This window comes from Hassallia byssoidea VB512170, from assembly GCF_000817785.2.
In the GTDB taxonomy this organism is placed as follows: domain Bacteria; phylum Cyanobacteriota; class Cyanobacteriia; order Cyanobacteriales; family Nostocaceae; genus Hassallia; species Hassallia carrinoi.
Window position 1 is genome coordinate 1 of record NZ_JTCM02000049.1, and the last position, 24,348, is coordinate 24,348.

General features: G+C 39.2%; 24 protein-coding genes. 11 read left to right on the forward strand and 13 right to left on the reverse strand.

Annotated features, from left to right (window positions below; genetic code table 11):
* Positions 1–323: 323 nt before the first annotated feature.
* The gene (locus PI95_RS19815) at positions 324–1,331 is read left to right on the forward strand and encodes an ABC transporter ATP-binding protein (protein WP_039742862.1); all 1,008 of its coding nucleotides are present in this window, start codon (positions 324–326) and stop codon (positions 1,329–1,331) included.
* Positions 1,332–1,339: 8 nt separating this feature from the next.
* Positions 1,340–1,600 (forward strand): hypothetical protein, encoded by a 261-nt coding sequence (locus PI95_RS19820; protein ID WP_163519024.1) that lies wholly within the window; start codon positions 1,340–1,342, stop codon positions 1,598–1,600.
* Here PI95_RS19820 and PI95_RS19825 read toward each other — a convergent pair.
* From PI95_RS19825 to PI95_RS19845, 5 genes are all read right to left on the reverse strand, one after another.
* The gene (locus PI95_RS19825; RefSeq protein WP_039742859.1) at positions 1,589–4,981 is read right to left on the reverse strand and encodes a hybrid sensor histidine kinase/response regulator; all 3,393 of its coding nucleotides are present in this window, start codon (positions 4,979–4,981) and stop codon (positions 1,589–1,591) included. The genes PI95_RS19820 and PI95_RS19825 overlap by 12 nt on opposite strands.
* 80 nt (positions 4,982–5,061) lie before the next feature.
* Complete coding sequence (locus PI95_RS19830) at positions 5,062–7,893, reverse strand: methyl-accepting chemotaxis protein (RefSeq protein WP_039742857.1); 2,832 nt, start codon at positions 7,891–7,893, stop codon at positions 5,062–5,064.
* A gap of 62 nt (positions 7,894–7,955) precedes the next feature.
* Positions 7,956–8,453, reverse strand: a complete 498-nt coding sequence (locus PI95_RS19835) for a chemotaxis protein CheW (protein WP_039742855.1) — start codon at positions 8,451–8,453, stop codon at positions 7,956–7,958.
* A 4-nt stretch (positions 8,454–8,457) separates the two neighbouring features.
* The gene (locus tag PI95_RS19840; RefSeq protein WP_039742853.1) at positions 8,458–8,835 is read right to left on the reverse strand and encodes a response regulator; all 378 of its coding nucleotides are present in this window, start codon (positions 8,833–8,835) and stop codon (positions 8,458–8,460) included.
* Between the two features lie 77 nt (positions 8,836–8,912).
* Entirely contained in the window at positions 8,913–9,983 is a 1,071-nt protein-coding gene (locus PI95_RS19845; RefSeq protein ID WP_039742851.1) for a response regulator, read from the reverse strand.
* Between the two features lie 1,016 nt (positions 9,984–10,999).
* Between PI95_RS19845 and PI95_RS19850 the strand changes: the two genes are divergently transcribed.
* The 7 genes from PI95_RS19850 to PI95_RS19880 all read left to right on the forward strand — a co-directional run bounded on the left by PI95_RS19850 (position 11,000) and on the right by PI95_RS19880 (position 19,073).
* Positions 11,000–12,754: a TnsB C-terminal domain-containing protein gene (locus PI95_RS19850; RefSeq protein WP_039742849.1), complete on the forward strand. Its 1,755-nt coding sequence runs from the start codon at positions 11,000–11,002 to the stop codon at positions 12,752–12,754.
* Positions 12,755–12,757: 3 nt separating this feature from the next.
* Positions 12,758–13,588, forward strand: a complete 831-nt coding sequence (locus tag PI95_RS19855) for a TniB family NTP-binding protein (protein ID WP_039742847.1) — start codon at positions 12,758–12,760, stop codon at positions 13,586–13,588.
* Positions 13,588–14,091 carry a TniQ family protein gene (locus PI95_RS19860; RefSeq protein WP_039742845.1) on the forward strand — a complete coding sequence of 168 codons (504 nt, stop codon included), beginning with the start codon at positions 13,588–13,590 and terminating at the stop codon, positions 14,089–14,091. The genes PI95_RS19855 and PI95_RS19860 overlap by 1 nt, the downstream gene beginning before the upstream one ends.
* 67 nt (positions 14,092–14,158) lie before the next feature.
* Positions 14,159–15,073: a PD-(D/E)XK nuclease family protein gene (locus tag PI95_RS19865; protein ID WP_163519025.1), complete on the forward strand. Its 915-nt coding sequence runs from the start codon at positions 14,159–14,161 to the stop codon at positions 15,071–15,073.
* Entirely contained in the window at positions 15,070–17,460 is a 2,391-nt protein-coding gene (locus PI95_RS19870; RefSeq protein WP_039742840.1) for an argonaute/piwi family protein, read from the forward strand. The genes PI95_RS19865 and PI95_RS19870 overlap by 4 nt, the downstream gene beginning before the upstream one ends.
* Before the next feature lie 20 nt (positions 17,461–17,480).
* Positions 17,481–17,918 (forward strand): hypothetical protein, encoded by a 438-nt coding sequence (locus PI95_RS19875; protein WP_039742839.1) that lies wholly within the window; start codon positions 17,481–17,483, stop codon positions 17,916–17,918.
* Positions 17,919–17,927: 9 nt separating this feature from the next.
* Positions 17,928–19,073 (forward strand): hypothetical protein, encoded by a 1,146-nt coding sequence (locus tag PI95_RS19880; protein WP_163519026.1) that lies wholly within the window; start codon positions 17,928–17,930, stop codon positions 19,071–19,073.
* A gap of 218 nt (positions 19,074–19,291) precedes the next feature.
* Here the strand turns inward: PI95_RS19880 and PI95_RS19885 are convergent, their stop codons facing one another.
* From PI95_RS19885 to PI95_RS19900, 4 genes are all read right to left on the reverse strand, one after another.
* Complete coding sequence (locus tag PI95_RS19885; RefSeq protein ID WP_163519023.1) at positions 19,292–19,432, reverse strand: hypothetical protein; 141 nt, start codon at positions 19,430–19,432, stop codon at positions 19,292–19,294.
* A 46-nt stretch (positions 19,433–19,478) separates the two neighbouring features.
* Complete coding sequence (locus PI95_RS19890) at positions 19,479–19,679, reverse strand: hypothetical protein (protein WP_039742836.1); 201 nt, start codon at positions 19,677–19,679, stop codon at positions 19,479–19,481.
* A 103-nt stretch (positions 19,680–19,782) separates the two neighbouring features.
* Positions 19,783–20,085 (reverse strand): hypothetical protein, encoded by a 303-nt coding sequence (locus PI95_RS19895; RefSeq protein ID WP_039742833.1) that lies wholly within the window; start codon positions 20,083–20,085, stop codon positions 19,783–19,785.
* Positions 20,085–20,639 (reverse strand): hypothetical protein, encoded by a 555-nt coding sequence (locus PI95_RS19900; protein WP_039742829.1) that lies wholly within the window; start codon positions 20,637–20,639, stop codon positions 20,085–20,087. The genes PI95_RS19895 and PI95_RS19900 overlap by 1 nt, the downstream gene beginning before the upstream one ends.
* A 172-nt stretch (positions 20,640–20,811) precedes the next feature.
* On the opposite strand from PI95_RS19900, the gene PI95_RS19905 reads away from it, so the two are divergent.
* Both PI95_RS19905 and PI95_RS19910 read left to right on the forward strand, forming a co-directional pair.
* A complete protein-coding gene (locus PI95_RS19905; RefSeq protein WP_163519027.1) occupies positions 20,812–20,973 on the forward strand; it encodes a ribbon-helix-helix domain-containing protein in 162 nt (53 codons plus the stop codon).
* A gap of 21 nt (positions 20,974–20,994) precedes the next feature.
* On the forward strand, positions 20,995–21,153 hold the full coding sequence (locus PI95_RS19910; RefSeq protein WP_163519028.1) for a hypothetical protein: 159 nt from the start codon (positions 20,995–20,997) through the stop codon (positions 21,151–21,153).
* Positions 21,154–21,174: 21 nt separating this feature from the next.
* Here the strand turns inward: PI95_RS19910 and PI95_RS19915 are convergent, their stop codons facing one another.
* The 4 genes from PI95_RS19915 to PI95_RS35300 form a co-directional block, all read right to left on the reverse strand.
* The gene (locus PI95_RS19915) at positions 21,175–22,884 is read right to left on the reverse strand and encodes a restriction endonuclease subunit S (RefSeq protein ID WP_039742822.1); all 1,710 of its coding nucleotides are present in this window, start codon (positions 22,882–22,884) and stop codon (positions 21,175–21,177) included.
* A complete protein-coding gene (locus PI95_RS19920; RefSeq protein ID WP_039742821.1) occupies positions 22,881–23,303 on the reverse strand; it encodes a PIN domain-containing protein in 423 nt (140 codons plus the stop codon). The genes PI95_RS19915 and PI95_RS19920 overlap by 4 nt, the downstream gene beginning before the upstream one ends.
* Complete coding sequence (locus tag PI95_RS19925) at positions 23,287–23,511, reverse strand: hypothetical protein (RefSeq protein WP_039742818.1); 225 nt, start codon at positions 23,509–23,511, stop codon at positions 23,287–23,289. Before PI95_RS19925 ends, PI95_RS19920 begins: the two co-directional genes overlap by 17 nt.
* Before the next feature lie 189 nt (positions 23,512–23,700).
* Positions 23,701–24,345 carry a transposase gene (locus PI95_RS35300; protein ID WP_039742815.1) on the reverse strand — a complete coding sequence of 215 codons (645 nt, stop codon included), beginning with the start codon at positions 24,343–24,345 and terminating at the stop codon, positions 23,701–23,703.
* Positions 24,346–24,348: the final 3 nt, after the last annotated feature.

The following is a 24,348-nucleotide window of genomic DNA, read 5'->3' on the forward strand; positions in this document are numbered from 1 at the left end:
CAAAAATGGACAGGCTTCATCCTTTGTGACTCGCTATCGTGTTGAGGATCTTTAAAACAAGCCTGTCCATTTTTGTCTACATGAGTGTGAAACCCCCCGTTGAGTGGACTGGCGTGCGCTTAATCCAAGCGCCCTTTCTTTCCAAGATATTTGTATCACCCAAAAAGTGAAATGGTATTAAAAGTTAGAAGTCAGGAAATATGATTAAATCTGGCTGATGATTTTTTTATTTATCTAAGAATCGCCAGAAATCATCAGATAATTTCGAGCGATCGCCCTTGGCGGCGGCTTCCGCATCGCGTGCATCACCTAAAAGAAAATCTATGTCAATCATCGTTGCTGAAAACCTGAGCAAAGTTTATCCGGTGGCAGTTAAAGAGCCAGGTATAAAAGGGACAATTACCCACTTTTTCCGCCGCACCTACCGGGAAATTAAAGCAGTTCAAGATGTTTCCTTTGAAATCGCTTCCGGTGAAGTTGTCGGGTTTTTGGGACCGAATGGTGCTGGTAAAACCACTACACTGAAAATGCTCACAGGGCTGATTCACCCCTCTAGCGGAAATGTCAGAGTATCTGGACAAATTCCCTTTCGGCGTCAAGAGGCTTTTTTGCAAAAAATTACCTTGGTGATGGGACAAAAGCAGCAGTTGATTTGGGATTTACCAGCGCTGGATTCTTTAAAAATTAACGCCGCTGTTTACAACATCTCAGATAAAGAGTTCCGGCGGCGAGTCGGAGAATTAACAGAAATGTTGTCCCTGGAAGGTAAGCTTACTCAAGCTGTGCGGAAGCTATCTTTAGGTGAGCGGATGAAAGCAGAACTTTTAGCCGCACTTTTGCACCGTCCCTCTGTGCTGTTTCTTGATGAACCGACGCTGGGACTAGATGTGAATGCTCAAGTTGGGGTGCGGGATTTTTTACGCGAGTACAATCAGCGCTATCAAGCGACGGTGTTATTGACTAGCCATTACATGGCTGATATTACAGCTTTGTGTCAACGGGTGCTATTAATTCACCAAGGAAAGTTGATGTATGACGGTAGCTTGGATGGACTGTTAGAACGTTTCGCTCCTTACCGAGAAGTTCATGTAGAGTTAGCTCATCCGCTACCGAGAGAGAAACTGATGTCCTACGGTGATGTAAAGCTTTTAGAAGGGCATACACAACAAACAGATGAAAATCAGACATCGGTGTGTTTTGTGGTGCCGCAAGAGGCTCTTACTCGTACTGTGTCGCGAATTTTGGCGGATTTGGCAGTAGTTGATTTAACTGTAACAGAACCACCTGTGGAAGAAGTGATTGGGCGAGTGTTTCAAGCAGGGGTTGTTTAATAATGGGCATGGGGCATAGGGCAATGGGCATAGGTTTGGCTGTGCGTTGGGGAGGCAGTGCGTTGGTGAAGCAGCGCGGTCATGTTCGTTACCCCCATGAGCGACTGCTGAAAGGGTTTCCCGGCAGACGCGCACCTGCGGTCGGCTCCGCCGACTTGAAGCACCTGCCGTCATGGGGCATAGGGCAATGGGCATTGGTAATTCCTCCTTGTCTCCTTGTCTCCTTGTCTCCATCCCCCATTGCCCCATACCCAAGTTTAATTAGATGATGCTGCCTCTGCCATACGAAAGATGATTTGCTCTAAAGTTCGCAACAATTCTTGCTCATTGTAAGGTTTAGAAAAGTAAGCTCGCGCACCTAATTGCAATGCGAGTTGCCGATGTTTATCACTACTGCGAGATGTTAACATGGCAATCGGTATATTTTTCATATCATTGTTTGATTTCACACGACCTAAAAAGCCGTAACCATCAATGCGCGGCATTTCGATATCACAAATCACCGCTTGAACTTGCAAGCCACTATTAAGTTTATCCAAAGCATCTTGACCATCTTTCGCCTGTTCTACTTGATACCCTCCTTTTTCGAGAGTCAAAGCCAAAAAGCGCCGGACATTTATTGAGTCATCTACGATCAAAATAGTGCCTTTTTGGTTATCAGGTTGCGGCAAAATTGCTTTATCATCATTAGGTACGAGGAAGGCAGTTTTTAATTTTGTTGATGGCAATTTACTGGTTTTAGGTGTGCGCTGATTAGTGGCAATCCAATACAGTAACTCGTTAGCGTTAACTAAAGCCACTACTCGACCATCACCAAGAATTGTACAGTTGCTAAAACCATTAGGCAAAGGTATATTTCCCTCAACTTGGCGGATGGCAACTTCTTGTTCACCCCAACAACGGTCTATTTGCACTGCTGCCGGCTGGTTGTTACCTTTGATGATTAACACATTGGCAGCATTAATCGCCGGGGCAGTTTCTAAATCTGGGCTATTATAACGGGGGCAATTAAATTCTAAGTGCTGTCCTAAGCGAATCAAAGGCAGCATAGTTCCTTGCCAATTGATAACTTCGCTACCAGCCATTGGGAAAACTTGATCGTTTTGGAGTAAGAATATTTCCAAAACTACATCTGTGGGAAATGCCAATAGCATTCGATTACTTTCTACCAGCAGTACTCGTGCTACAGAAAGTGTAAACGGCACTGACATGGTAATAGTGGTTCCAACTCCGAGGACTGTATCAACTTTGACATCTCCCCGGATTTGTTTCAGGTTGTTGCGAACCACATCCATACCGACACCGCGACCGGATAATGTTGTAACTTGGTCGGAGGTGCTAAATCCCGGTTCAAAAATGAGCGATAACAGTTCTTCGTCACTTGCTTGTGCCAGAAGAGTTGCATCTAAACCCATAGCTGCGGCACGATCGCGAATTTTATCCAAGTCCATGCCACGTCCATCATCACGCATAGTAATGATTGTACGATTACTGCGGTGAGTGGCTTTAATTTCAATCAATGCTTGTTCCGGTTTACCGGCAGCGCGACGGGTAGCTGGATCTTCGATGCCGTGATCGAAAGCATTTCTTAATAGATGCATTAAAGGATCGTTTAATGCTTCTAAAATGCTGCGTTCAATTAAAGTGTTGCCACCTTCAACTTTCAACTGAACATTTTTGCCATATTCTACATTCATGTCGCGCAAAGCTCTAGGAAAGCGATCGAGTAAATCTGATAACGGACGCATCCGTATTTGTGTAAGCTTTGTTTGTAAATGCTTTGATGTTTTGTTTAACTTTCTGGCAAATTGATCTGTATCGTCAACACTCAGTTGAATATCAGTTGTGACTTCTTGTACTTGAACAATGGTTTCCATTACCTCTTGCGACAAGAGGCTTAATTCGTTATAGCGATCCATTTCTAAGGTATCAAATCCCCGATCTTGCTGGGGTGAATAGTCGCTATCGTCAAATGCAAAGTTGTCTGAATTGCCATTACCTGGATATGTTAGTGATGGTGAATTAGATGGTACTCCAGCATGAGTAGTAATTTTGTCGTATGCTGTGCGTAGTTCCTGATTTTCTCGCTCTAAAACATGCACTCGCTGGCTAAGATTACGTATGAGTTTGCGTAATCTTTCCATTTGCAAGTTCAGTCCATTGCGCTGAATAATTAGTTCCCCAAATAAATCGTTAATTTGCTCAAGTTGTTTGCTGGGAACTCTAACTGTATTTTCATGAACTTCGCGGTCTTTGCCAACTGGAATTGGCTCTGGTTTGCGTTCAACAAATTTGTAATCTGTGGGGGAAAATTCTCTAGAAACTACTACGCTTGGTGGCTCGTCAATAGTAGCGTTGTCATCGATAATTTCTGCTTCCAAAGATTCAAAACTTGCGGCAATTATTTCTGGATTTAGCCAAGCTTCTTCGCTGTCTTCTGTTTCTAAAAGTAGTGGTTCTACTATTTCTGCATCTTTATCTTGAGATTCTAGCGCATCGCTTGCGAGAAACTCAGCTAGAGCCTCTTGTACTTCTTTATCTTGAGATTCTAGCGCATCGCTTGCGAGAAACTCAGCTAGAGCCTCTTGTACTTCTTTATCATGAGATTCTAGCGCATCGCTTGCGAGAAACTCAGCTAGAGCCTCTTGTACATCTTTATCATGAGATTCTAGCGCATCGCTTGCGAGAAACTCAGCTAGAGCCTCTTGTACATCTTTATCGTGAGATTCTAGCGCATCGCTTGCGAGAAACTCAGCTAGAGCTTCTTGTACTTCTTTATCATGAGATTCTACCGCATCGCTTGCGAGAAATTCAGCTAGAGCATCTTCTGTGGATAGCAGATCCATATTCGCATAACTCGGAGGTGCGATCGCCTCAACTTCGATATCTGTAGGTAAACTATCTCGTTGATTTGTCAGCACCAAAGCTTGCGATCGCCGCCATGCTTGCAATGCTAACCGAGCAATTTGTTCAACTTGTGTATCCGTAACGGTAGCTGCTATGTGATGCGCGATCGACTCACAAAGCTGGGTAAAAGCTGGTAATTGCAACATTTCTCCCAAACCGCCCAATTCAGCTGCCATAATCGCAACTTCTTCTCGCAAGCAAGGTTGTTGACTATCTGCCAACACAGATTCTAGACGTTGCAAACATCCTTCTACTTCTGTCTCAAAAAGCAGAGGTATAATATCTTGCCCCTCGTCTGCGGAAAGTATGGTTGAGGCATCTTCTGGGGTAGGATCGCCCAGGCGATCGTGCAGTTCATCAAAAACTGGATAACAAAAAGTTGCTAACCAATCATCTTCAACCACATTACCCTCTGACAGCAATTCCACTATCTGACGCAGCCAATCTACGCCAGATAGCAGCAAGCTTTGTAATTGCGTGTCAATTTCTAAAGAGTTTTTTCGCGTCCTTAAAACTTTAAAAGAATCTTCTAAACGGTGAGCCAAATCACTTAGGGCACGAAACCCCATCATCCCCGCGCCACCTTTGATAGAATGAGCAGCTCTGAGTGCGGCATTAATTTTATCTAATTCGATGCGGTTGGTTGCGTTGATTTCCAGCAATACTTCTTCTAAAGTATTGAGATAATCTGTTGCTTCCTCCAGAAACTGCATCTGGATTTCAAGTTCTTTATCCTTTGACATAGTTTTTGTCCATAGTCAACAGTAAACAGTCAACAGTCAAGAGTCAAAAGTGCGATCGCCCTTTGACTAATGACTGATGACTAATCCACCTTGAAAGTTTCAACAGTTTCCTGTAACTCTTGGGAAATCACCGCAGTTTGTTGCAAAGATTCAGAAACTTGCCGCGAAGAATAGCTGGTGCGCTCTGATACCTTGGCAATTTCTCTCATCAAGTGGCTGACAGTTTGCGAGGTTTCTACCTGCGATGTGGTAGCGGTGGAAATCGACTGTACTAAAGAATCAATTTGGCGCGAAACATCCAAAATTTGACTCAAGCTGTGTTTAGCATCTTCAACAATTCGGGTTCCTTCTACAACTTGGGCGGTTCCGACTTCCATCGCTTGCACAACTTCGCTAGTTTCTCTTTGAATGTTCTCGACAATTTGCTCAATTTCTTTTGTTGCCGCTGCACTTCGGGCAGCTAATTCACCTACTTCTTCCGCAACTACAGCAAAACCTTGACCTTCTTCGCCCGCACGCGCTGCTTCTATGCCGGCGTTGATGGCGAGTAAGTTGGTTTGCATGGCGATTTGATTAATCAAAGATACCACGCGGGAAATTTGTTGGGTAGATTCTCCCAAACGCTTGACTTTTTTCGCTGTTTCGCCTACAGTTTCCCGCAATCTGAGGATATTTTGCACTGTCATATCCATTGCTTTGCCGCTCTTTTTGGCGGTGTGCGAAGCATTTTGAGCAACATAAGCCGCTTGTTGGGCGTTTTCGGCTACATATTGTATGGAATTGGTCATTTGATCAACAGCATCTAAGGTGCGGTTGATTTCTGAGGCTTGGGTGATAGCATCTTCTGCCAGTTCGCGCATCGCTCCTTGGTTAGAACCGATCGCATAGTTTACTTGATAAGCCGCTTGTTTTACTTGGGTAACAATCAACCGCAAATTTTCCACGATGGAGTTGAAAAAGTCGGCGACGGTGCCAATTTCCCCGGTGGTGACATCAGCCCGCACTGTCAAATCTCCGCTGGCTGCACCTTCTACTTCCCCTAGTAGTTCAAGAAGTTGCATTTGCAAAGCTTCTTTTTGTTGACGTTCATCTTCGGAACCTTGTTCTGCCTTGTGTCTACCTTGTTCTACTTCCTCTAAAAGTTTTGCTTGTTCTAAAGCATAGCCAACTTGAGTGGCTACTTGCTTAAATAAATCAATTTCTGCTTGTTGCCAAAAACGGGGGCTATCGCATTGATGAGTAATCATTAAACCCACCAATTGCCCGTCTGTAATCATCGGTGCGATTAAATTTGCCTTGACGGAAAATTTTTCCAACATTCTAATGTAACAATTTGCATTTCGCAAGCTTGGCTCTTGATAAATGTTAGCCATCGCTCGCACTCTTCCATCTTTATAAGTTTCTACATGGCGTTCTCGAAAACATGGATCGTCGATTTGCACTCCCATCATTTTCGGATAACCGGGCGCAACCGATTCGGCAACGACCATTCCATCCCAAGTGCTACGATCGAAGTTATAGATAACTACGCGATCGCTTCTCAAGCACGAGCGAACTTCTCTCACCGCTGTTTTAAAAATATCTTCGGTTTTGAGATTTCGGCGAATCCGCAAGGTAATTTCTGTGATTATTTTTGCTCGTTCTGCATCCAGTTCTTGTTCTTTTAACAACAACTGTAATTGCTCTGCCATCAAATTAATATTTTCACCCAATTCGCCGAATTCGTCTTCTGAGTCTATTTCTAAGCGAGTAGTGAGTTCACCTTGTCCCAGCCTTGCTACTGTCTGAGTCGCATTCAAAATTGGTTGTGTCGCACGTTTAGCTAACCAAGCTGCAAGCAGAGACACCAACAATGTTGTTAATACCGTCCCACCTAATATAGCCAGAAGTAAGTCTCTTTGCGGCGCAAAGACGATCGCTGTATCTGTAGCCAAAATTACTTGCCATTTTAAATCTGGCAAACCGTTGAGCTTTTCGCCTGCGTAGCTAACTAGCTGTTCTTTATTGTCAATTTGGTTAATTGTTTTGAATGTGGCTTCTTTTTGTGTGGCTTGTAGGTTCGCAAAGCCAGGAAAATTTCTTCTTGCTTCTCTACCTATTTGCTTTGATTGCGAAGACATGAAAAATTTTCCGGAAGCATCAATTAAATGATATTCTTGCCCTTCTAATGCATAATTTTTTACTACTTCTTCTAAAGATTTTACGGGCATCCGCGCTCTGACTATGGCGATAGTTTGCCCGGTGACTGCATCTTTAACTGGCGCAAAGGTGAAAATGCTATTAACTTTTGTATCTTTAGATACTTGTGGTTGACTAATTAATGGGCTGTTGAGTGCAGCTTGAAAGTAATCGCGATCGCTATAATTGGTGAGTGGTTGTGCTTGTGATTGTAAAATCGGCTCGCCCTTTAAGTCAAACACAGCAATGCTGTCATAGACTTTCTTACTCTCTCTAATCTTATCGAGTACTGCTTTTTTATCTTGTTCGCTTACAGCTGTCTTAACGGTGGAATTTGTGAGAATCGGCAGATTAGCCAGCACTTGAATATCGCTATACCGTTCAATCATGAAACGGTTTACTTTGTCTGCCAAGGCTTCGGCTTCAGCTTGTTGCAGCTCGGAAATTTTGTTACTAATCGAAAGGCTTGCAATGTGATAAGCTAAAGTACCAATACCTAATACAGGCAGAGTGCTGATAGCGATCGCCAAAACTGTAGCTTTGCTACGCAAATTGAGGCGTTTGAAAGCAGTTAAGGCACGATTCAAGGGAGAATTGGCATTTTTTGGCGATCGCGCATTGCTTCTCAATCGTGGTATATTACTATCCGCGATTTCCGATGATACTTCAGACGAAATAAACGATGCGTTTTTATCAGCATCACTACTCTTAGCCGAATCAGTTTTATTAAACATAAAGTAATTTGCTTGAATAGGTTTATCTAAAAACCAAAAATCCGTTCTTTTAGTAGTACACCCTAATCATTACGAAGAATCGAAGACTGGACAATTGCCTGTGCATCTAATACCAGCAAGATTTCTTTGTGTTGCACAAAGCATCCACGTAAATAGGGAACTAAACTAGATGCAACTTGTCCTATAGGAGAGTGGATTTCATCCGGCGTAAACTTGGTAGTACCTGTGATTTCTTGCACCACTAAACCCAAAAGCACTGATTCCACTCGAATAATTATCACATTGTATTGCCGCTGTCTATAATCTAGGCTTTCTAGATTCAGCATTTTTGACAGATCAACTGCCCAAACTATCCGACTGCGCCAATTCATCAATCCCAGTACGCAAGCTGGCATACTGGGAATTGCAGCTACAGACTCAACAGAAACAACAATCGCTTCTTGCGTGTGCTTCATTGATAATACAGCAGCCGTCTGGCGATTTAATTGAAATCTAAGATAGCCATCTCCTAAGTTATTTTGAGCTTCTTTGCCAGAGAGTATAGTCTTTGAACTATTCATTGATTCAAATCGCTACTGATTTAATAGCCCGCAGAAGTTGTTCGCGAGTATACGGCTTAGTTACATAGGCATCAGCACCTTGTCTCATTGCCCACAATCGATCAATTTCCTGATTTTTAGAACTGCAAATCACTATCGGTACTTTTTGAGTAATGGGATTTCTTTTGAGAGAACGACACAACTCAAACCCGCTCATTCCCGGCATTACTACGTCGGTAACAATTACGTCTGGCTGTTCTGACACAGCTTTTTCTAAAGCTTCTTTTGCACCACTTGCTTTTATCACGTTGTAACCACTCTCGTTGAGATAATGGCTCATTAGTTCCAATTCACTGGGGGAATCTTCAACAATCAGAATTGTGCCAAGCAAAGTTAGACTCACTCCTAAATCTCCTAAAAAAGTAATTTTGGACTATTAAAGTTACTTTTTCTAATTTTTACTCCTTATTAAGTTATCAGTTAACCAATGTGTTTAAACACCATTTTCAGCAATTCGGGTTGAGTGAAAGGCTTAGTTAAATAGCCTGATGCCCTAACCATCTTTGCCTTGGCTCTATCTATAAATCCTGTTCTGCCCGTTACCATAATGATAGGTGTATTTTTGAATGCTGAATGCCTCCGCAATAAAGAACATAACTCGTAGCCGTCTAAATTCGGCATTTCCACGTCTAATAAGATGAGATCGGGCTTGCTGCGAAGAATTTGCATCAACGCTTTCACCGGGTCGTTAATCATAACAACTGAAAATGTGTTCTCCTCCAAAAAGTTCTTGATGGAATTTAAGACTGTTTGGCTATCATCAATGCAGGCAACTGTATACAGTTGTTTGCTAGCAGTTTGCGCTGGCATTTTATTATTGTTACTATCTTGACTATCAAAATTGCTTTGTTTTGGCAATGGTTGCCCAAGCTGCATTAGTTGGGGCTGAGATTGCGGCAGCTTGGTTGCTTTTTCCACTGGCTTTTGTCCAGGGGAAGGAAGTGGTGACTGGTTATTTTGCTGACTTCTCAATTGCTTTTGACAGTGTTCGACTAACAAGCGTAAATCCAAGCTACAGAATTTTGGCAGTTGATTTAAGCTATTCTCAGCAATAAACTCATAGCTTCCTTCTTTTAAGGTAAGAAATAACTCCACTACTTCTTTAGCCAAGTTCTCTATCAGCGTTTCTGCTTGCGAAGAAGTGATATGATCTTGATTAACTAACCAGCAAATAGCTTGATAATCTGCATCTGATGTCGGCTGGTTTTCTCCCTTCGGTTCAAACATCAGCCGCATCTGCACGCGAGTGGCACTGTTGAGAGCGGGAATTTGCTGACTCAACTGTTGTAAATGGTTATCCAGCCGCTCAAATAACTTATCTGAATAAGAGGCGTAAGTAAGTTTACCGTCCTCTAGATAGATTGACCAAGAAACACTCCCGGTAAATATCCGTAAGCAACCTGTAGCACGCCGACTGGTTAGTTGTGCTAACAGAGATAGCGGGTGTAGTTTCTGGGAAAACTTGTAGCTACCTATAGGAGTTGTGCTCATTTTACTTTTACTAGGGATAATTTCGATACATTTAATCTAAAATTGTACAGAGGTTTTGACAATTTTAATCAAATATTGATATCATAACTGCTGTAGCTTAAAAGACAAACATTATAGCGCTCTTTTGTGGCAGAGCTTAATGGTAGCAAGGTTTTCTATCTATTAAATTTTAGTAAGAGTGTTAATTTACTTACCTGAGATTAACAAACATTCTTTGAGAATAATCACAAAAAATGTAAAGACTAAATAAAGGCAGTCACCTATAGGTAAATGTTCTATAGTCCTAACCGCAATAATAATGTCTTCGGTCACAAGTTCCAACAGGTAAGTTGTAGTATTAATACTTAAGGTTTTTTTTCAGCCAGAAAATATAAAGTAAAATTAATAAAAAGTAACTTTACTTATTGTTAACAAGAATGATGTTCTCACCGTTACTTGAGATTTAAAATGCGATCGCTCGTAATATATGTAATATAGCGGTCAAGGGTTGCGTCCAATACACGCTTATAAGCGTGTATTTCACTCAATTGAGAACCGCTATATATTTTTTATACAAAGTATATTTTCACATTGTTTGACCCTTTCCCCAGCAAAGCACCTAGGAACGTGATACGGCACTCTTTATCAACGAGGGTGAATAAACCTCGATTTTATACAAGTTTTAAGCAAGCAATGAATCAAGCTTTAAACTACATTCTTGCCTAAACAAGATGCCAGTAGAAGCTGACAGTCGCCGCTGAAATGATTGTTTAAGTGTACAGTGACTTTTTATTTGTCGTCGTGACAAATTAATGTCATTGCTAAAATGCTTGTACAGTATATCTTATAGCGTTTTCACAAAATTAGGATCACTTCTTCATGGTGACAAAATAAATGTCGTTATCCGTAATAGTGACAAATTAGTTGTCGCTTTTTTAAATAGAAAAAAGCTTTTGTGTATTTTCATAATGACAAATTGACTGTCGCTTTATCTACACCTAGAATAACAATATGTATTTATAAAAAACTTATGTATTATGAACAGTCAGCAAAATCCTGATTTAGCTGTTCATACCTCAGCTATTCCTACAGAAGGCTTACAAGAAGAAAGCGATAAACCTCTTGAGAGGAATGTGATTGTCACAGCACTCTCAGAGGAAGCCCAACTCAAGCTAGAGGTAATCCAAAGTTTGCTGGAAAAGAGCGATCGCACTACCTATGGGCAGAAGTTGAAAGAGGCTGCTGAAAAACTAAGTGTATCGGTGCGAACTGTGCAGCGATTAGTCAAAAAGTGGGAGCAAGATGGTGTAGTCGGATTTACTCAAACTGGCAGGGCTGATAAAGGAAGGCATCGAATTGGTGAGTTTTGGGAAAACTTTATTCTCAAGACCTACCGGGAGGGTAACAAGGGTAGTAAACGCATGACCCCTAAACAAGTTGCTCTCAGAGTCCAGGCTAAAGCCCGTGAGTTGGAGGACTCTAAGCCACCGAATTACAGAACCGTTTTACGGGTACTAGCACCTGTATTAGAAAAGCAAGAAAAAGCCAAGAGTATCCGTAGCCCTGGATGGAGAGGAACTACACTTTCAGTTAAAACCCGTGAAGGAAAAGATTTATCTGTTGATTACAGTAACCATGTTTGGCAATGTGATCATACTCGTGTAGATGTTTTACTTGTGGATCAACATGGTCAACTGCTAAGTCGTCCCTGGCTAACAACGGTAATTGACACTTACTCTCGTTGCATTATGGGTATTAATTTGGGTTTTGATGCACCGAGTTCAGTGGTAGTGGCTTTAGCGTTACGCCATGCGATTTTACCCAAACAGTACGGTTCTGAGTACAAACTGCATTGCGAGTGGGGAACTTATGGGAAACCAGAACACTTTTATACTGATGGCGGTAAAGACTTTCGCTCCAACCACTTGAGTCAGATTGGAGCGCAGTTAGGGTTTGTCTGTCATTTACGCGATCGCCCTTCTGAAGGTGGAGTAGTAGAACGTCCTTTCAAAACATTGAATGACCAACTATTTTCAACACTTCCTGGATACACCGGATCTAATGTGCAGGAACGCCCAGAAGATGCGGAAAAGGACGCAAGGCTCACTCTGAGAGAACTAGAACAGCTACTTGTACGCTATCTCGTTGACCGCTACAACCAAAGTATTGATGCGCGAATGGGTGATCAAACTCGCTTTGAGCGTTGGGAAGCAGGATTGCCCACAGTACCAGTACCAATACCAGAACGAGATTTGGATATCTGTTTAATGAAGCAGTCACGGCGCACTGTGCAAAGAGGTGGTTGCTTGCAGTTCCAGAACTTGATGTATCAAGGAGAATATCTGGCAGGTTATGCCGGAGAAACTGTCAACTTAAGGTTTGACCCCAGAGACATTACAACAATTTTGGTTTATCGCCAGGAAAACAATCAGGAAGTATTTCTGACCCGCGCTCACGCTCAAGGTTTGGAGACAGAGCAACTGGCATTAGATGAGGCTGAAGCTGCAAGTCGCAGACTCCGCACCGCAGGCAAAACTATCAGTAACCAATCATTATTGCAAGAAGTTGTTGACCGCGATGCTCTTGTAGCAACCAAGAAAAGCCGTAAAGAGCGCCAAAAATTGGAACAGGCGGTTTTGCGATCTGCTGGGGTTGATGAAAGTAAAACTGAATCCTTGTCTTCCCAAGTAGTTGAACCAGATGAAGTGGAATCTACTGCTGAGATTAACTCTCAATACGAAGACATGGAAGTGTGGGACTATGAACAACTTCGTGAAGAATACGGGTTTTAAACAATGACAGAAGCGAGTGCGATCGCCAAGCAGTTGGGTGGGGTAAAACCGGATGATGAGTGGTTGCAAGCTGAAATTGCTCGTCTCAAGGGTAAGAGCATTGTGCCGTTACAGCAGGTAAAAACTCTCCATGATTGGTTAGATGGCAAGCGCAAAGCACGGCAATCCTGTCGAGTAGTAGGGGAATCACGGACTGGCAAGACAGTTGCCTGTGATGCCTATAGGTACAGGCACAAGCCACACCAAGAAGTTGGGCGACCTCCGATTGTGCCTGTAGTTTATATTCAGCCTCCGCAAAAATGCGGCTCTAAGGATTTATTCAAGGAGATGATTGAGTACCTCAAGTTTCGGGCAACAAAGGGAACTGTTTCTGATTTTCGTGGGAGGGCGATGGAGGTACTTAAAGGGTGTGAGGTAGAAATGCTGATTATTGATGAAGCCGATCGCCTCAAACCTGAGACGTTTGCTGAAGTGCGAGATATTTATGACAAGTTAGGAATTGCTGTGGTATTGGTGGGAACAGATCGCTTGGAAGCGGTAATCAAACGGGATGAACAAGTTTATAACCGCTTTCGGGCTTGTCATCGCTTCGGCAAGTTATCAGGGAAAGATTTCCAAGATACTGTGCAAGCCTGGGAAGATAGGGTTTTGAAACTGCCTGTCTCTTCTAATTTAACTAGCAAGGATATGCTGCGGATTCTCACATTGGCAACTGAAGGTTACATTGGTCGGCTGGATGAGATTCTCAGGGAAACTGCGATTCGTTCTTTATCGAAGGGATTTAAGAAGATTGATAAGGCTGTTTTACAAGAAGTGGCGAAAGAGTATAAGTAATGACAGCACCAGATGTTAAGCCTTGGCTTTTTATTATAGAACCCTATCCTGGGGAAAGCCTGAGTCATTTTCTCGGTCGGTTTAGACGTGCTAACCATTTATCTGCTGCTGGGTTGGGTAATCTAGCTGGGATTGGTGCTGTAGTGGCACGGTGGGAAAGATTTCATTTTAACCCTCGCCCTAGTCAGCAAGAATTGGAAGCGATCGCATCTGTAGTAGAGGTAGATGCAGACAGGTTAGCTCAAATGCTGCCACCTTTGGGAGTTGGAATGCAGCATGAGCCAATCCGCCTGTGTGGGGCTTGTTATGCTGTAACACCTTGTCACCAAATTGAATGGCAGTTTAAGGAAATGGGAGGATGCAATCGCCATAATTTGCGTTTACTGTCCAAGTGTCCCAAGTGTGAAGATAGGTTTAAAATACCTGCTTTATGGGAGTATGGACTTTGTGGCAGGTGTAGAACACCCTTTGCTGAAATGGCTGAGTGCCAAAAGAGGATTTGAGTCTTTGTCTTGTCGATTCAGCCTAAATAATTGAGAATGTAAAAATAAAGACTTAACCCTCTTGATAATGAAGTGGTCTATATCTACCCATAATTGTTTTCGTAGGTGTCAAAAACAGTACTTCTTCAGCCAAACGATGGCATCTCACAATGCCAAAGATACTCTTCGTCGGGAAGCATTTATACTTAAACAGTTAAGTAGCCTTGATGAATGGCGAGGATCTCTAATTCACAAAGCTCTTGAAGAGTATCTAGCACCATCTTTACAAAAGCACCAAATCATCTCTGTTAATGAACTCATTGAGCAAACAATTTCTTTGGCGAAAAAGCAGTTTGAATTTTCAAAACAGAAAAAGTATAGAGACGCTAATATCACTAAAAAAGCAGCAGGCAACTCATTTTTGGCTTTGCGAGACCACGAATATGATATCATAATCCCTCAAATATTTATTGATGATTTATATAAACAAATAAAGCAGTGTTATGAATATTTATATTCTCAAGAAAGATTCATTCAATTTTTACAGCAAGGAAATGATTATTTTACCGAGTGTTTAATACAATTTAATATTCATAATTGTCCGGTTTCAGCTAAATTAGATTTAGTAATGAATTACGGGAAAAATAAGTTGTGTATTATTGACTGGAAAATTAGTCGAAGCAAAACTAGTGATTATTCCAAGCAGTTAAATATATATGCTCTAGCAGCTTTAAATAGATGGAAATGGAAAAAATATAATCCAGAAGATTTATTACTAGTTGAAGCTAATATTTTTCAAGGTAAGCTAACGAAACATTATGTGAATGAAGACAGCATAAATACTATAGATAATTTTATTTATCAAAGCATTTCACAAATAAAAGCTTTATCTAGTGATAATAAATATAATCTCGATAATCTAGAGGATTATGATTATGCGAATAGTAATTTATCTTGTGAATATTGTAATTTTCAACAAATCTGTGTGAGGCTCACTTCATGACGAATCACGTTCTAAATTTATTTGCCATCAAAAATTTATCTGAACTATCCTATAAGTACAGATTGTTGGAAGTCACTAAACTTCCACATAAAAATAAAAACTACCTCGAAAATCTTCATCGATTAGCTGGAATGGTTGCATCTTCATTATGCAAACCTGTTTGTCTATATTGGCAAGGAAACAAAGTCTACCTTGCTACTACTGAGCTTACAAAGGATATAAAAACAGAATGGCGTTTAATTCCGCACGTAGCAGTTCTTGTACCAGATTCCAATATCTATGAACTGAATTTTAGTGATATTACTCCTCATCAAATCAAGTTAGCACTTAGACTGTTAAGCTATAATATTCGCTCCGCTTTAATAAAAGTACCAGAAATTTGGAATGATAGCTATGGCTCATTTTATTTTCGAGAAGCTATCAATGCAGGAGATGATAGCCAAGTCGATGTATTACGAGGCTTTGTTTATCGTCTTCACTATTTAGCGGATAAAAATATTTATATATCCTTAGATACAACAATCCGTTATGTAGATAGAATATCTCTTTGGGCGCGTGTAATTAATGGTGAAGATGTAAATCATTACAGAATGCACCATTTTCTCTATAAATTTGGCGTTCAATGGTATCGAATACAATTTTTAGCTTCTACAGATTACTGTATTAGTGAACAAATCTTTTATTCTGAAAGAGATAAGAAAACTTATAATGTGTATGATTACACGAAAAAATTTGCGACTGCTTCTGAGTTAGAAATTACCACACAAGTAGATCCAAATTCAATAGCTATTGTTTACCAATATCCTTATAAAAATCTAGAAAGATATGGAGCATCTGATTTATGTTACAAAACCTATAAAACTAATGATCAAAAAGTGGCAAAATTGCATACTTATTCCATTTTAAAGCCAATAGACAGATTAGAAAAAAGCAAAGAACTGATAGATAAATACTTTCAGAATATTGATTTGGGCAATAATTTTAAATTAGTCATACCCGCAGAACCTTTAGAAAAAAATATAGATAAGTTTGAAATACCTGATTTAATTTTTGGTAATAATAAAATCTTACACATTAACAGAAATGATGAAAACACAGGAATAAATATTCAAGATTATGGAAAAACTAGGTTGAAATTATTACTAGAGAAAGAAGCGGGATTATTAACTAGAGATGCACTTCAAGTTCAGTATATATTTATACCTAAATCTATACATCGCTCTATTGCTCAGAAGTTTCAAGAGGATTTTGAGTATCAAATGGGGAAATTTTTTCCCCATTCTTACAAATTTAAAAAAATAATCTATGATGACCAAAAAGCCAAAAACTTGCGCCAGCAAGTAGAAGTTATTAAAGGAGAAGTAGAGAAGAATGAAATTGATAGAGGTTGTGCTTTATTAATACTACCAGAGAACGCACACTCTGATTTCCATAATTTTATTAAAAGAGAATTGTATGAAACTTTGCAGTTTCAATGTGTGGATGCAGGTAATGTAAAGAAGTTCTTCCTATCAAAAAATAATGAATATCAAATAAATGAAAATCCAAAACAAAAACAAAGGTATTTCTCTTATATACGGTTTACAGCTTTAGGAATGCTGTTGGTTAATCGTCAATGGCCTTTTGCTCTCAAAGATTCTCTGTATTATGAAGTATATATAGGAATTGATGTACTCAATAATTATGCAGGATTTACTTATATATACAATGGGGGAAAAGATTGCTATTTTCGTCCATATCCATCTGCTCAGGGAGAAAAACTTACAGAAAGACAAATTCTGAGCATACTAAAGAAAGATTTACAGAAAGATATTAACTCTCTAGATTTGCACCCGAAATCAATTATCATTCATCGAGATGGGCGAAGTTATATAGAAGAATATCAGGGATTTATCAAGGCAATTAATACTTTACAGCAAGAAGGATTTTTAGTAAAAGATGTTCAGGTAGGAGTAATAGAAATTCACAAAACCAGTTCATCACGTTTACGGTTGTACTATAAGCAAACGAACGAACCAAGTAATACTGTAGAAAATCCTAGTATCGGTGACTACTTTATAATTAATAATGCAGAAGGCATTGTCTGTACAACTGGATGGCCATTTAATTTTTCAGGTACAGCGAATCCATTACATATTAAAATTGCATATAGCAATTTAGAGTTAGATATAACACAGGCACTCAATGATGTCTTTAGCCTATCACAATTGGGGGCTTGGGCTGCCCCTGACAAATCTGCTCGATATCCCGCTACTATAAAATTAGGAGATACTTTCCTGGAACCTATAGCTAGTGAGTCTGATGATGAAGCTGCTCTTTATAGTGAAGATGAGCCTGATGAAGAGGAAAGAGGTACGTATTTAACTGATGAAGATGAAGATGAATAAAATAAGTGAGGTGAAAGATAATGAGCGGAATTGGAATAATTTCTCAAGAATACAAAAGTACCGCTAATTTGTTCAAAAATCTTAACGATTATATTATTCTGCTAAAAAAGCACCACTTTAAGCTACAGAGTGCAAATAAAATAACGGATCAAGAAATTATTACGGCACGAAATTATCTTGCTAATATCTTAGGACAAATAGTTGCACAACTAAGTGACAGTAATGGAGTAGGGGAAAATGAACAAAATCCTTCTCAAGTACCACCCTTTTTTATTAAGCGTTTACAGGAACAACATAAAGGAGATATCTCTTGGTATAAAAATGATCTTGAAGAAGTTCAACAGCGTCTAGTTGGCAATGAACCTCTAACAGAGAAGTTTATTGGTCATCTTGATGAACTATGTGAACAACTTGACGCTGAAACTACAAGGCTATATCGCAAATTGCGAAGAAGGTAGATAAATTTTATGATGTCACAATTTTTCTGCGGACAAGTAATGTTATTACTTAAACGTTGCCATAAATTAATTGAACATTTGAAAGATTTAAACAATTTACCAGAAGAATTTAAATTACATATTAACAATGTATCTACAGAATTAGAAAAATTAGCTTATGATATAGAGGAAATTATTAATGATCCTGATTTTGGTGTAGAAATTCTACTAAAAAATCAAATTAACTCATATAGACGTTATGCAGAAGACGTAAATATTTTAGAAACATCTAAGATCACTTTATTATATCATTTTAATAGAAAAGATTACTATTTTTATAAATTTGCTAAACTCTTTTGCGAGCAAGTAAATTACTCTTGTGAAGAGTATCCTTTAATCAGTACTCACAGTTCAGATTATTTTTCTGCCCTTCCTATAGAAAATATAATTAATATTCCTTTATGTGAAGATAATTTTTTACTAGCTATACCAGATTTTGTACATGAACTAGGGCATTTGGTATATAACTATTACGAAACAGAAATTACTCAACCTTTCTCAAAAATTCTATGTAAATACATTAAGGAACAAAGGGACATCCTAAAAAATAAAACCCCATCAAAAGCTTATCAAAATCATTTTAAGTTATTAGAGCAAACATGGTTACAGGAATATATAGTTGAGTTTTCTTGTGATATCTGTGCTACTTACTTAGTTGGTTCTGCATATGGCTGGTCTCATTTAAGATTGTTGCTGGAATCTGATCCAGAAATTTACTATCCAAGTTTTGGGCAAGAAGGAAGTCATCCTGCCGACGAAGCAAGAATGAGAGCAATTTTATTAACACTAGATGAACTTGGAGACTCTGAACAAGTAGAAAACATAACTCAAGAATGGGAATATTTTAAGTTAATTCTAGTAGATTCGCCTGATGGAGAATATGAATACTGTTACCCAAATGAAATTTTACGGCAACTGGCTAAACAAGTGATAAAGGTATGGGAAAAAGTTGGTCTAGTTCCTTACTACAAGCAACCTGATAGTAAAGAGAATCTACCATTTCTTATGCGGAACGCATGGCAAAAATTTCATGATAACCCTATAGAGTATACGAAATGGGAAACAAAGACAGTAACAGAGTTACAATCAGTTTTGTTAAAAAACACAAGTTATTAATAAAAATTATGCATAATATTTGTATAGATTTAAAAAAATCTAAAAACTAACCAAACTTATTAAACATTCTACACTCTTAATTAGCACAATTTAGTTTTTAGTGGTTATGACTAAGCAATAAAAATATCTAAAATGCTCTGCCTGAATATTCATGTAGCAGGACTTATAAAAAATTTCGTGATGTCCTGAATGTTATCCTCCAAGGTGCAGAATGTTTGCTAAAAATCTTCAGCGAGATTACTGAAGCTTTTGAGATTATCCCTTAATTGTTGATGCACGCGATCGCACCAAAAAGGAATTACAGTTTGTCCCTTGCAAGGAATTACAGTTTGTCCCTTGCAAAGTGCTTCTAACGCCACTTGCTCTCAGTGGCAGTTTCAGGTAACAAGAGGATGCGATCGCTACTTACTTTAAAGCAGTCAAATCTTGTTGCTCTACCCCCACATTGAAAATCAGTGTAAAACTCACACTAGGAATGAGTCGGCGCAAAACTTGTAGATGAGCTTCTGCATCACTGCGGCGACGAAAACGAGCTACAATCTGGTTTTGCATATTAGGGAAAAGCCGGACTATACACCAAGGATTGAGCTTTTCAAGATAAGTCATGAAATTCTCCCGGTAAAATCTGTAATTTCTAAGACAAAAGCCAGCCTACTTTGATGGTGGCTGGCAAGAAATATCATTTTGATATTGAAATTAGATTCAGTTTCTACTCACTTTCGTCTGGAAAACACAGCTTCTGCAATAGTTCTTCGGGAATCTCCTCAAAGTGTTCCAGCAAAAAGTTCATCAGCGCCAGGTGGCGTAAATCGGCTGGCATTGGACGGCGGTAGTTTTTACCTCTAGCAAACCAGCGGCGAACAGTGGAAAGGGAACGATCGCAAATCTGAGCCATTTGTTCGTGGTTTACCTGCCACTTGGTGTAAAACTGCTTGGGAGTCATTCCCAATTGACAATAACTATAGAATTGCATCAAATCTTGCTCTCGCTGCTTGAGTGGATGAGGATTCATCAGTGTGTCTCCTCGCTGATTGGTTCTAAATCTTCTTCCCAAGCAATATCGGCAGATGTCCAAGCAGCACTCTGGCTCTCTTTACTCAACCAAATCAGGTAGCACCAACTCCAGCAGCAGCGATCGCTAGAAAAGCTATAAAATCGACCTATGACAATACCCCAGTCAGTATCGCTTTCATTAGAGAGCCAACGCAAGCGATCGCCATATAAAAATCTGGGTGTCTTCGCTACATGAGGAAAGTTGACAGGAAGCTCAATAGATGCATCTGGGCATTTCAGCTTAATCAAGCCTGGAACTATATCTTGGTTACTGTGCCGGATGAGATTGAGATAATTAGCGATCAACTTACCATTGATGCTGTGAGTTAACTGTGAAATCAGAATCGCAGCTAGACTTTCTATTTCTTGCGGCTGAAGTTGCATCCAAGTGCTATCAAAGTCTGGGTCAGAGTAGTTGTTGAGCTTTGCTAGTAATTCTGTGATGCCGAAATCATCTAAAGCTTGTTGATAAGCTCTGTGTTCGTCTGTTTTGTAGCTAACAGGCTTTAACATTGTATATGTCTCCTGTGATATGGGGGCCAAAAGCCAGCATCCGCCCTGAGAAAGTTGATGGCTGGCTTTTGACTTATAAGTAATTATACGCTAAAATAAAGTGTTTTTATGTTAATTAGTGTGTTTTAATGCGTTAAACATAAAAACAATCAAAATTGCTTATGATGATCACATGGCAAAAGTAACTGTAACTATTTATATGGAAGAAGAAGACAAAGAAGCCCTGCAATTGTTAGCTGATGCAGAGGAGCGTTCTTTGTCTCAAATGGCGGTGTTAATTTTGAAACGAGCGATTAAACAAGCTCAGAATGAGGGGACAATTACACCAAAATAATTCGTAATTTGTTAAGGAAGCGTGGGTAGCGACTGTCTAATTTCTGCCTATCTGTTAGGAGACTTTGGTTATGTGATGCTTGTGATGTACTGCTGTACATCTTGGAGATATTCGCAGAGCGATCGCAGTTTTCCACAATTTGAGTTAACAGTATTCAGCGATCGCTTGCAAGCTGATTGAATGCGAAACGCTAGGAAGTTATCAGACTGTTAACACCTGCTTTGCTGCGACTTCCATCAGTTTCTCGCTGCTATCTCGCCCTTGTTTCAATCTGGCTTCTAGGGTATCGCAGAGAGACATCAGGCGATCGCACTTCTCTACAATGCGTTTTTGTTCAGCGAGGGGTGGAAGGACAATTTTTATTTCCTTAATTTTTCCTAGAAAAAGGTTTGCTTGTGCTGATGTCTTTGATTTTTCAATTATTTGATTTTGCACGAATAAGGATCTCAGGGTATAGGCAAGGAATTCACTAATTACATAATCTTGAAATGGCTTAACCAAGGCTGCACTTCTCACCATTACATAAGTTTTATCTCTGTCTACAATTGCTACTCTGCCAACACTTCCTGAGCAAGAGATAAGGATGTCTCCTTTATTTGGATCGCATCTTTTTCTAATTCTTAGAAATTCGTTTTCAGGAACATAATCAACATCATCTAGGGCAATTCCTTCATCTCTAACATTTCTAGCTGATAGAAGGTAGTAGCCGCTAGAAGCTCTTTGAGGGGTCAGGTGTTCTCCATCTGTGATTTTTGTTGAGATATCAGAGACATAACACCATTCCCACCCTTTTGGAATTACAAACGGTACAATATCTTCTTCAATTTTAGGTAAAGCTTTATCTTGTTTTATTTGTTTGCTTTTAATGAGTTGCTCTTTCTCACATTGAATATTTTTCAATAGAGTTAAAGCTGGTTCATCAATTGGATCTTGAGGTACAAGTTTACCCTGCACAGCCAATTGCAAAATCGCCTGACGCAGTTTAGGAATTGTTTCAGGGATGCTGTAGAGTAAGTCAAAATTATTGCAAATGCGCTGCCAGTGTTGGCGGAATTCGTCGGGATTTTGGGAGGAGAGGAGTTGAGCGATCGCACTCTCATTCATCCTCACAATGCTCTCTTGCCTTTGCTGCTGTCGTTTTTCGATTTCGTCACAGGTTGAGAGGAGGCGATCGCACTTTTCTACAATCCGTTTTTGTTCTGCAAGCGGTGGTAAAGGAATAATTGCATCAGCTATTCGTTTCAAAGCTAACTTAGGTTGAGCTTGCTGATTTGTTTTTTCTTTAAACTGACTTTGCACTATATTAGAGTTTAGAGCAGTAAGAAAATATTTTTTATTTAATTCTTTGAATATAATTCTTGCTGCATTTTCGGTTAAGTTCATTTGATGGCAAAAATCAGGAACTTCTCCAACTTGTCCTATTGTACCTGCAATAGAAATATATAAGTCTTCTTTCTCAATAATGTAATTTTTAATTGCTTGATATACATCCTCATCAATATACTTTAGCCCCTCATTTACAATAGTTCCATTCTTCATATTGGTAACTTGAATGTAAATATAGGGGGTTGTAATTATAGCAAATGAAGCTCCTTGAGGTAAACGTTTTCCACCTCTAACTAAAGCCATTTCTCCAATACGAACCCACTTCCAGTTTTGAGGAATTTTATAGGGTTGTTCATCCAATTTAACGGGTAATACTTTTTCAAAACTTCTATATTTTTTCTCATCAATAAGTTTTGCTAACGTTTTTTGGGCTTCACTAACTAAAATACTGGCACATTCATCATCAGCTTGTTGTGAAAGTTTTCCGCATACTGACAATTGTAAAATGATTTCCCGTAACTTTCCGATTGCATTCGGTGCATCAGTCAACAATTCAAAATTCTGAAAAAACGTATCTACTTTCATTTAAACGGATTCACAATTTGTAATTGATTATCTACCACTAACCCATCCTGCATATCTTCAGAATAGAGAATACTTGCTCCCGCAGCTAAAGCACAAGCAACAATTAAACTATCCCAAAAAGAGAAATTATATCTACTACGAAGATTGGAAGAGTTCACCAAAATATCACGATTAAATGAAATAATGTGAGAACCTTTATAAAATGCCTCTATTAACTGTGTTATTTGTTGCTCAGTAAAAGAAGATTTTTTAATTAGATTTAGACATACTTCATTAACAACTTGTGTACTAATGATTACCCCTTCAGCATCAACTAGACGACAAGCTATATTGCGTTTGTTAATATCTTGATTATTCGCTAGAGCATAAATCCAGATATTAGAATCCAGAAAATAGCCATTCTCATGAATTGCGGTCATAAATCTCTTCTCGGTTCAAAGGAGGCCATTCAAACTCCACCGGATGCTTTATGAGTTCAGCAATAATATCAACTGCTGCTGTTTTTCTAACTTTTTTCATAACAATTACTTTGACAGACTCCCCATCTAGCTCTCCTTTATAAATTTCAGGAATTTGAATTACACCATCTTTGACAATACCTTGAAATTCTACTACTTCCATCTGCATAATCTAATCTCCAGATATTTTAAGATATTTTGTTTATCTGTATTATTCTATAGTAGGGGCGGGTTCACAAATAGTATCGAACATAAACGATGATCTTGGTAAACCCGCCTTTACTGTATATGTTGAAATCTCAACGATGATTTTTATGAACTTGCCCTTAAATATGTAATTATTATCCATCAAAATTAATTACCATTTCGACGGATTATTTGGATGCAATTGATCTTGTTCCCAGGATAAATAATTGTTAATTATATATTCACGAATTTTTTGCAATGCTTCTTCCTTTCGTATAATATGTTCATAATAATTACGCTGCCAAACAGGTATACCTTTTGAGTCTCTCAACTGATTAATACGACGAGCAGAAGATGTTTTAAAATTTTGTATTATTTCTGATAATGATTTATCTCCTGATTTGTTTAATTGAATTATTCCATGTATATGGTTAGGCATTATTACAAATTCATCTAACTGCACATTATTAAACTTCTTAGCCAGAATATTCCAGTTATATTGAACTACTTGTCCATAACGACTTAATTTTATATAGGTAGGGGCAGGTTTATTGATATCATCGTTGAGATTTGATAATATTTGTGAACCTGCCCCCGTTTTATCCAATTCATCATTATCAATCACGGTTGTAGGGGCAGGTTTACCCGGATCGTCATTGGTGGTTGATAATATTTGTGAACCTGCCCCTACCACGTTTCCTAATAGGCATTCACGTTGCCAAATACAAATGGTTATAAAATACATTCCTGCCTGTGTATAATCATAACCCTGTAACCGAATTGATCTACGATGATGTTTTTCTGGATTATATTTCATAAT